Annotated in this window: 7 protein-coding genes; 4 read left to right on the forward strand and 3 right to left on the reverse strand. The window is 71.9% G+C overall.

Annotated elements, in window-relative coordinates; translation table 11 throughout:
• Positions 1–68 precede the first annotated feature (68 nt).
• Entirely contained in the window at positions 69–1,256 is a 1,188-nt protein-coding gene (locus tag DOO78_RS16920; protein WP_111471041.1) for a M20 family metallopeptidase, read from the forward strand.
• Positions 1,257–1,398: 142 nt separating this feature from the next.
• Here the strand turns inward: DOO78_RS16920 and DOO78_RS27575 are convergent, their stop codons facing one another.
• Positions 1,399–1,569 carry a hypothetical protein gene (locus DOO78_RS27575; protein WP_165838941.1) on the reverse strand — a complete coding sequence of 57 codons (171 nt, stop codon included), beginning with the start codon at positions 1,567–1,569 and terminating at the stop codon, positions 1,399–1,401.
• Between the two features lie 372 nt (positions 1,570–1,941).
• On the opposite strand from DOO78_RS27575, the gene DOO78_RS16925 reads away from it, so the two are divergent.
• The gene (locus DOO78_RS16925; protein WP_111471042.1) at positions 1,942–2,997 is read left to right on the forward strand and encodes an LLM class flavin-dependent oxidoreductase; all 1,056 of its coding nucleotides are present in this window, start codon (positions 1,942–1,944) and stop codon (positions 2,995–2,997) included.
• A 198-nt stretch (positions 2,998–3,195) separates the two neighbouring features.
• The gene (locus tag DOO78_RS16930) at positions 3,196–3,891 is read left to right on the forward strand and encodes a Crp/Fnr family transcriptional regulator (protein WP_165838942.1); all 696 of its coding nucleotides are present in this window, start codon (positions 3,196–3,198) and stop codon (positions 3,889–3,891) included.
• Positions 3,892–4,188: 297 nt separating this feature from the next.
• Here DOO78_RS16930 and rutA read toward each other — a convergent pair whose 3' ends face one another.
• Positions 4,189–5,268, reverse strand: a complete 1,080-nt coding sequence (gene rutA / locus DOO78_RS16935) for a pyrimidine utilization protein A (protein WP_111471044.1) — start codon at positions 5,266–5,268, stop codon at positions 4,189–4,191.
• 134 nt (positions 5,269–5,402) lie between these two features.
• On the opposite strand from rutA, the gene DOO78_RS16940 reads away from it, so the two are divergent.
• Positions 5,403–6,305, forward strand: coding sequence for a polysaccharide deacetylase family protein (locus DOO78_RS16940; protein WP_111471045.1), 903 nt, complete (start codon positions 5,403–5,405; stop codon positions 6,303–6,305).
• Positions 6,306–6,329: 24 nt separating this feature from the next.
• Here the strand turns inward: DOO78_RS16940 and DOO78_RS28445 are convergent, their stop codons facing one another.
• The gene (locus DOO78_RS28445) at positions 6,330–6,455 is read right to left on the reverse strand and encodes a hypothetical protein (protein ID WP_279387806.1); all 126 of its coding nucleotides are present in this window, start codon (positions 6,453–6,455) and stop codon (positions 6,330–6,332) included.
• Between the last annotated feature and the right edge of the window lie 107 nt (positions 6,456–6,562).

The raw sequence follows: 6,562 nt of genomic DNA on the forward strand, positions 1-6,562 counted from the left end.
CCCGGCGAGGCTTGCCAGCGCCGGCACCCGGACGCAGGCTCCGACCCCGTCCACCGACGGAGCGCCGCATGACCGCCGAGAGCCCGGAAGCCGCCATCACCGCCTGGCTCGCCACCCAGCAGGGGGCGATGCTGCGCCTGCTGGAGGCCATGGTGAACACCGATGGCGGCAGCTACGACAAGGCGGGCGTCGATGCGGTGGGCGCGCTGGTCCGCGCCACGCTCGCCGAGCACGGCATCCCGGTCGAGGTGGTGCCGCGGGCGAAGCATGGCGATTGCCTGAAGGCGCGGGTCGAGGGCGGCGACGGCCTCGCCGCCGGCAACCAGCAGCGCGCCATCGTGCTGATGGGCCATCGCGACACCGTCTTCCCGAAGGGCGAGCCGGAGCGTCGCCCCTTCCGCATCGAGGGCGGCATCGCCACCGGCCCCGGCGTCGCCGACATGAAGGCCGGGCTGGTGATGAACGTCTTCCTGCTCATCGCCTTCCGGAAATTCGGCGGCGCCCCCGGCCCGCTGCTCGGCCTCTTCACCGGCGACGAGGAGATCGGCAGCCCGGAGGGGCGGGAGGTGATCGAGGCGGTGGCGCGCGAGGCGCGGGTGGTGTTCAACTCCGAGCCCGGCCGCCCCTCGGGCGGCGTCGTCACCGGGCGCAAGGGCGGCGTCTTCTCGATCTTCGACATCGAGGGCAAGGCGGCGCATTCCGGCGGCAATTTCGAGGCCGGGATCAGCGCCATCGAGGAACTGGCGCGCAAGGTGCAGGCGATCCATGCCCTGACCGACCTCAAGCGCGGCATCACCCTGAATGTCGGCCTGGTCTCGGGCGGGCAGAGCGTGAACACCGTCGCCCCCTGGGCGCAGGGGCAGATCGACCTGCGCTATGTCGAGCCCGCCGACCGCGACGAGGTCATGGGCCGGATCCACGAGATCATCGCCCGCAGCTACGTCCCCGGCACGCGAGCGCGGCTGGCCGTCCGCGGCGAGTTCCTGCCGCTGACCCAGAGCCCGGCGGCGGCGCGGCTGTTCGACCTCTATGTCGGGGCGGCGCGCGCGAGCGGGCTTGCGGTCACCGGCGAGTTCTCCGGTGGCTGCGCCGATTCCGGCTTCACCGCCGCGGTCGGGGCGCCGACCCTCTGCGCCGTGGGGCCGGTCGGCGGCAAGGCGCACAGCCCGGAGGAATATCTCGAGGTCGCCAGCCTGGTGCCGCGCGCCCAGGCCACGGCGCGGGCGATCCTGCGGCTGGAGGCGGCGGGGCTATAGTCGATCCCCACGAAGCCGCTTCGCGGCTTCGTGGGGGGGGGGATTCGCTCCAGGACCGCGGCGCGTCGCGGCAGGGCGGCGGCTCTGCCAAGCCGCGTGGGATGGCGTGGCGCCTATGGCACGGGCGCCGCCCGGCCATGGCTCAGGGCAGGTTGCCCTGGTTGCGCCGGGCGATCTTGACCGCGAGCAGGACGATGCCGCCGATGACGAAGACGATGCCGAGAAGGACAAGCCAGGTCGGCCCCCGGTTGAAGCCCAGCATCAGCGCCACGAGGCCGGCGATGAGAAGGACGATCCCTCCGATCTTCTTCATCAGCAGGTTGGGTTGGTCGCTTGCGGAAGCAGGCATGGCATGTCCCCCTTGGATCGGAGATGCGACGGCTTGTCTGCGGCGAGACGCCGGACATCCGGTATCGGCCGATCGGGACCGCTCGGCAATCCGCTTGCCATGATGGAGGGTCCGAGGCCGGGCGATGTCCGGATGCCGGGGGAGGGCGCGGCACGGCTCAAGGCTGGATGAGGGCCGGCCCTGGGCCATGACCGGCCCGGGGCTGGCGCCTGACGGCCTCCGGCACCAAAGCCCCGACCGGCGCGGCGCATCCCGCCCTTCGGCAGCCGGCGGGGCGTTGCGCCCCCCGGAGGCCGCTGGCAGTCTTGCCGCGGTGCAGCACGGCCAGGCAGGGATATGCAATTCGCGCTCTTCAACCTGATGTCGCTGAACCATGCCGGGGAGACGCCGGCGGCGGTGCTGGCGAACACCGTCCGGCAGGTGCGGCTGGCCGAGGAGCTCGGCTTCGACGCCGCCTGGTTCGCCGAGCACCACTTCTCCTCCGCCTCGGTCTGCGCCTCGCCCCTGATGATGGCGATGCATTGCGCCGCGGTCACCAGCCGCATCCGGCTCGGCCCCGCCGTGGTCGTGCTGCCGCTGCACCACCCGCTGCGGGTGGCGCAGGAGGTGGCGATGCTCGATCAGATCAGCGGCGGGCGGGTGCTGCTCGGCTTCGGGCCGGGGCACCAGCCGCACGAGTTCCGCAGCCTCGGCGTGCCGCTCGAGAGCCGCCATGCCCGGCTGCTCGAGGGCTGGGACATCGTCGAGCAGGCGCTGACCACCGGGCGCGTGCATCATCTCGGCACGGAATACCGGATCGAGGACACGCCGGTCGTCGCGCGCACCCTCTCGGGCCGCATGCCGCCGATGTTCGTGGCGACCTCGGCGCCCGCGGTGCTGGCCCGCGCCGTGCGGGCCGGGGCGACGCCGATGATCAGCCAGGGCTACCGCACCGGGCCGCAGGCGGCGCCGATGCGCGACGGCATCCTCGCCGCCTGGCGCGCGGCGGGCGGCGCCGAACCCATGCCGCTCGGCATCCAGCGCTACCTCTTCGTCACCGAGGATGCGGCCGAGGCGCGGCAGGCCGCCGAGGGGGTGCTGGCTCTGGCCCGCAACACCCTCTCGTTGCGCGCCGAGGCCCCGCCGCGCGACGGGGCGCGGCTCCGCCCCGTGCCCTTCGCCGGCGAGCCGGAGATCGACTGGCTGCTGGAGCACGCGCTGATCGGCGCGCCGGAGCGGGTCGCCGCGCAGCTCATCGCCGATATGCGGCTGCTGCGGCCGACCCATTACAGCCTCTATATGGGCTTCAGCGGCCTGCCCGCCCCGGCGGTGGAGCGGGCGCTGCGCCGCTTCGGCACGGAGGTGCTGCCGCGGCTGCGCGCCGCGGCCGACGACATGGCGCTGGCGGCCTGACGGGCGATCGGCCGGCTTTCCGGCGGTCGGGCCGGATGGGCCGCATCATCGCCGGGCACGGCCACCGGCGTGGCGCGGGCGACGCCCGCTGCGACGAAAGTCGGGCTGCGCTCCCCGATGCAACCAAACTGGATTGACATTTTGCGCGCCCACCCGGATTAGCGGCGCTCGCCGCATCCCATGGCCTCGGGGGACCAGATGGAACGCGCGCACGCGGAGCGCATCCTCCTCGGCAAGGGCTGGCTTGCCACGCAGACACCGGATTTCCGCGCGGCCCTGCTCGCCGGCACGGATCTGGTGCAGTTCGACAAGGGGGACTTCGTCTTCCATGCCGGCGATCCGCCCGGCGGGATCTACGGCGTCGTGGCGGGCAGCCTCGCCGTCTATGTGATGACGCCGCGCAGCGGGCCGGACCTCTCGCATATCCTGCATCCCGGCTGCTGGTGCGGCGAGGGCTCGGCCCTGGGCGCGCCGCGGCAGATCCTCACCGTCTGCGCCATGGAGGCCGCCATCGCGCTGCACCTGCCGGCCGATGCGGCGCGGCAACTGGTGCGCTCGAGCGCCGAGGCGGCGTGGCGGGTCGGCGCGCTCGGGCAGGTCGCGTTGCAGGCGGCCTATGCGAACATCTCCGACCTGTTGATCCGCCGCGTCGACCGGCGGGTCGGCGCGGTGCTGCTGCGGGTCACCGGCGCGCTGGCCGAGGAGGTGCTGGCGCCGACCGGCGATATCCGCCTCACTCAGGGGCAGCTCGGCCAGATGGCGAATGCCTCGCGCGACCTGGTCAACCGCACCCTGGCGGAGTTCGAGGCCGCGGGCTGGGTGCGGCTCGGCTATAACCGCATCGCCATCCTCGACCCGATCGCCCTGGCGGATTTCGCCTTCGCCCGGGGCTAGAGCAGATCCCGATCAGGCGGACGCACCCGATCGGGTGGAGAGGCTCTGAAAACAATGATCGAATACCAACGGCATGAATGGTCCATTCCTGCCGGGCGTCCGAACGGGCGCCGCGCGTCGCCCAGGTTCGCGGAGCAAACCGCCCGGCGACGGAGGGGCCGTTGCTATAAGGCGCTTCCCCTGAACCGGCGTTCAGGGGAAGCGCCCTCGTGTCCTGCCCGCGCGGTTCGCGGGTTGACCCACGGGCCTCGCGGACCGGCAGGCCATGGGCACCGGGGCCGGTCGCGCCGCTTGGCGTCAGGCGGCGAGGCGCACATGGCTGCGGCATCGCATCAGCGGCTGGATGCGCTGGCCGAATTTGTCCATGCCGGTCAGGAATTCGTCGAAGGTCAGCATCAGCCCCTTCACCCCCGGCATCGCCGCCGCCTCGTCCAGCATGCGCGCGACATTGGCGTAGGAGCCGACCAGCGTGCCCATGTTGAAGTTGATCGGGGAGGACGAGCGCTGGATGGCCGCCGCCATGGAGGTCGCCTCGGTGTTCACGTCATTGGCGGCATGCCCGAGCAGATGCGCCAGCGCCTCGCGGTCGGCGCCCCGGTTGTAGAGGTCCCATTTGGCGAGCGCCGCCTCGTCGGTCTCCTCGGCGATGACCATGTAGAGGATGTAGCTGCCGACGTCGCGGCCGGTCCGCTCGGCCTGGGCCAGCATGCGCCGCGGCACGTCGATGCATTTCTGCGGCTCGTTCACCCCCTCGCCGAGGGCGAAATTGTAGTCGCAGTATTGCGCGGCGAATTCCATGCCGCGGTCGCTCTGCCCGGCCGAGACCAGCCTGATCGGCGCCGAGGGCGGCGGCGAGAGGCGGCAATCCTCCATCTGGAAGAACTCGCCCTTGAGGTCGGACCGGCCGGTCTCCCAGAGCTCCCGCATGATGCGCACATACTCGGTGCTGTAGTCGTAGCGCCTGCCGAAATGCTGGTCGCCGGGCCAGAGGCCCATCTGGCTGTATTCCACCTTGTGCCAGCCCGAGACGATGTTCACCCCGAAGCGGCCTCCCGAGATGCTGTCGATCGTTACCGCCATGCGGGCGACGATGGCGGGCGGGATGGTGAGCACCGCCGTCGAGGCGAAGAGCCGGATGCGGCTGGTGACCGCGGCCAGCCCGGCCATCAGCGTGAAGCTCTCGAGGCCATGGTCCCAGAAGCCGGTCTTGCCGCCGAATCCGTGCAGCTTGATCATCGACAGGGCGAAGTCGAGGCCATAGCCCTCCGCCTTCTGCACCACCTGCTTGTTGAGCTCGAAGCTCGGCATGTACTGGGGCGAGGTGGCGGAGATGATCCAGCCATTGTTGTTGATCGGGATGAAGACGCCGATATCCATGACGGCACTCCTCTCGCTGCGGGCCGGCCTTGCCCAGCAAGCGGCGTGCCGCGGCCTGCCGCCGGCGCGGCGAGGGCAGACGCCGGGGCCGGGATCGGGCAGCATGCCGCGATCCGCAGGAAGGAGACCGCCGCATGCCGGAGGGCACCACCCGCCAGCCCTGGGAATGGCCCGAGCCGGAATGGCGCCGCATCACCGGCCAGGCCCGCGCCGGCCGCAGCCTGCGGCCGGCCGCCTGGCCCGGCGGGGCGCGCTGCTGCGTCGCCCTCTCCTTCGACGCCGACCACGAGACCCTGACGCTCCGCGACGGCGACACCAGCCCGATGCGCCTCAGCCAGGGCCAGTACGGCAACCGCCAGGGCGTGCCGCGGCTGCGCGCCCTGCTCGCCCGTCACGACATCCCCGCCAGCTTCTACTACCCGGCCGTCTCGGCGCTGCTCTATCCCGAGGAGATCCGCGCCGTCGCCGACGAGGGCCACGAGATCGGCATCCATTCCTGGATCCATGAGGCCAATACCGGCCTGCCGCCCGGCATCGAGCGCGACCTGACCTTCCGCGCCGCCGATGTCCTCGAACGCCTCGCCGGCCGCCGCCCGGTCGGCATCCGCACCGCGAGCTGGGATTTCTCGGCCGACACGCTCGGCATCATCCGCGAGCTCGGCCTGCTCTACGACAGCAGCCTGATGGCCGATGACGATCCCTACGAGCTGCTGGACCAGGGCGAGCCGACCGGCATCGTCGAGCTGCCGCCGGAATGGATCCGCGACGACGCGCCCTATTTCGGCTTCCTCCGCTCCAGCGCGCTGCGGCCCTATACGCCGCCCTCGGCGGTCGAGGAGATCTTCCGCGCCGAGTTCGACGGCGCCTGGGAGGAGGGCGGCCTGTTCCTGCTCACCCTGCATCCGCACATCATCGGGCACCGCAGCCGGATCGCCCTCCTTGACCGGCTGATCCGGCATATCCGCGGGCGCGGCGATGTGTGGTTCGCCACCCACGAAGCGGTGGCGCGGCATGTGCGGGCCGCCGCGGCGGCCTGATCCCCGCGCGCATCCGGGCGGCCGTCAGGCAACCGAGGCCGGCTGCGGGAAGCGCGCGCCGGTCAGGCTCTCGAAGGCCTGGCGATAGGCCGGCGTCACCGCCGACTCGGCGAAGGCGAGGCGGATGCCGCGCATGTCGATCCCGCACACCTCGAAGGCGATCCGGGCCTAGACGGTGTTACGGACCAAGTCGAAGGCGGCTGTGGCTTTGGCGAGCATGAGGCTGACGAAGGCGATGACGTGCAGGCCTGCGAGGG

Source organism: Roseicella frigidaeris (assembly GCF_003258945.1).
Classification (GTDB): domain Bacteria; phylum Pseudomonadota; class Alphaproteobacteria; order Acetobacterales; family Acetobacteraceae; genus Paracraurococcus; species Paracraurococcus frigidaeris.